3 protein-coding genes are annotated in these 2230 nt (G+C 59.1%); all 3 read right to left on the reverse strand.

Annotated features, from left to right (window positions below; translation table 11 throughout):
- Positions 1-269: 269 nt before the first annotated feature.
- Complete coding sequence (gene rpsG, locus J4F42_20445) at positions 270-740, reverse strand: 30S ribosomal protein S7 (GenBank protein MCE2487891.1); 471 nt, start codon at positions 738-740, stop codon at positions 270-272.
- Positions 741-755: 15 nt separating this feature from the next.
- Complete coding sequence (rpsL, locus tag J4F42_20450; protein ID MCE2487892.1) at positions 756-1127, reverse strand: 30S ribosomal protein S12; 372 nt, start codon at positions 1125-1127, stop codon at positions 756-758.
- A gap of 29 nt (positions 1128-1156) precedes the next feature.
- A partial coding sequence (locus J4F42_20455) for a DNA-directed RNA polymerase subunit beta' (protein ID MCE2487893.1) occupies positions 1157-2230 on the reverse strand: 1074 nt, incomplete at its 5' end.

Genomic DNA, 2230 nt, shown 5'->3' on the forward strand with positions numbered 1-2230 from the left:
GATCGTCCCCACGTTCACGTGCGGCTTACTCCGCTCAAACCGCTCCTTCGCCATGTCTCTCGCTCCTTCGCTGCTGAAAGTTCGTCGTAATCTGGGAGGGATCTGTGTGACAGAGGTGAGGTGGGATGGTCTTCGCTCAGCGGTCGTTTCGTATCCCCTGCTCTCTTCCCAGCGCTCCACTCAGGAGGTGGCAATTGTACGGACTATTTCGCAAGAGTCAACCGGCCTGTGGACCAAGCCGGTATGAAACAGCCCGCGTTTCCCCGCTTTTACCACCGATAGTGGACAAATGCTCTGTTGGCCTCTGCCATCCGATGCGTATCTTCCCGTTTTTTTACCGCCCCACCTCTGTTCTGTGAGGCTTCATACAGCTCTGCGGCGAGCTTTTCTTTCATCCCTTTCTCTGGTCTGCCGCGCGCCGACTGGACCAGCCAGCGCATGGCCAGAGAGTTGCGTCGGACCTGACGGACCTCGACAGGCACCTGGTAGGTCGCTCCGCCGACCCGTCGCGAGCGCACCTCGACAACGGGCCTCACGTTTTCCAAAGCCTTCTTGAAGATCTCCAGAGCCTCTTCGCCACTGCGTGTTGCGCTCAGCTCCATCGCATCGTACAGCATTTTCTCGGCCACCCCTTTTGCGCCATTCTGCATCATCATATTCACGAACTTCGACACCGTCGTATCGTGATATTTGGGGTCGGGCAGCACTTCTCGCCTTGGGGCTGGTCCTTTGCGTGGCATTCTTACCTCGTCTTCTTATTTCGGCCGCTTTGCTCCGTATTTGGAGCGGCTCTGCTTGCGTTCCTGGACCCCGATCGAGTCGAGGGTTCCACGTACGATATGGTACCGCACGCCGGGCAAGTCCTTCACCCGCCCGCCACGAATGAGGACGACCGAGTGTTCCTGGAGGTTATGCCCGATACCTGGGATATAGGCCGTGACTTCAATCCCATTCGTCAGCCGCACCCGGGCAACTTTTCTGAGGGCCGAGTTGGGCTTTTTCGGCGTCGTGGTGTACACCCGGGTACACACCCCACGACGCTGCGGGCAGGCTTGCAGGGCCGGCGCGGTCAGCTTTTTCCGCTGCTGCTCACGGCCTTTTCGGACGAGTTGCTGAATTGTCGGCATTCCTTCTCCATGTCTTGGGCTAGGCCTGCTTAGGAGGCCTCGACCAGCGGCGGCAGTTCGGCCTGTTCTTCAATCGCGGCTTCGACACTCTCGGCCTCAATCTGGGTATAGCTGGGGTTGCCGGTCCCGGCTGGAATCAGCCGTCCCATAATGACGTTTTCCTTGAGCCCCAGCAGCGTATCGACCTTCCCGTTGATGGCGGCTTCGGTCAGCACCTTGGTCGTCTCCTGGAAGGAGGCTGCGGAAATAAAGCTGTCGGTCGACAGACTGGCCTTGGTGATCCCCATCAGGAGCGATTTCGCCTCGGGCGGCTGCCCCTGCTCGGCCACGACCTTTTCGGTCTCCTCCTGGAATCGCCATTTTTCGACCTGCTCGCCAACCAGAAAATCGGAGTCGCCGACCTGGGTAACGGTGACCCGGCGCATCATCTGGCGGACAATGACCTCGATGTGCTTGTCGTGGATCCGCACGCCCTGCAGGCGATAGATCTCCTGAACGGCATCGACCAGCGATTTGGCGAGTTCTTTTTCTCCGAGCACGCCGAGGATATCGTGCGGATTGGAGGAGCCGTCCATCAAGGGTTCACCGGCTCGGACGTAGTCGCCCTCGCGGACACTGATATGTTTGCCGCGCGGGATGAGATACTCGCGCGGCTCTCCCACATCCGGCGTGATGACCACTTTCCGCTTGCCCTTGGTATCTTTGCCGAAAGCCACTTGGCCCTCGATCTCACTGATGACGGCAAACTCCTTGGGTTTACGGGCTTCAAACAGCTCGGCCACCCGAGGCAGGCCGCCCGTGATATCTTTCGTCTTTGTTGTTTCGCGCGGGATCTTGGACAGTACGTCACCGGCTTCGACCTGCTGGCCCTCGACGATATTGATATGGGCGCCGACCGGCAGCGTATAGCGTGCGTCAAGCCCGCTGGGCAGCTTGGTCGTTCGTCCATTATCGTCCTTGATGGAGACGCGGGGCCGAACATTGGGGTCGCGGAAGTCGATGATGACCCGGGTCGATAGACCGGTCCGCTCATCGACCTTCTCCTGCATGGTCTTGTCGTTGATGTCACCGAATTTGATCGTACCGCTGACCTCGGTCAGGAT

It is taken from the genome of Desulfurellaceae bacterium (genome assembly GCA_021296095.1).
Lineage (GTDB): Bacteria > Desulfobacterota > Binatia > Bin18 > Bin18 > JAAXHF01.

Coding starts and splice junctions, on each gene's coding strand:
- rpsG (MCE2487891.1), bottom strand. CDS start 740: ATGCCACGCAAAGGACCAGCCCCAAGGCGAGAAGTGCTGCCCGACCCC.
- rpsL (MCE2487892.1), bottom strand. CDS start 1,127: ATGCCGACAATTCAGCAACTCGTCCGAAAAGGCCGTGAGCAGCAGCGG.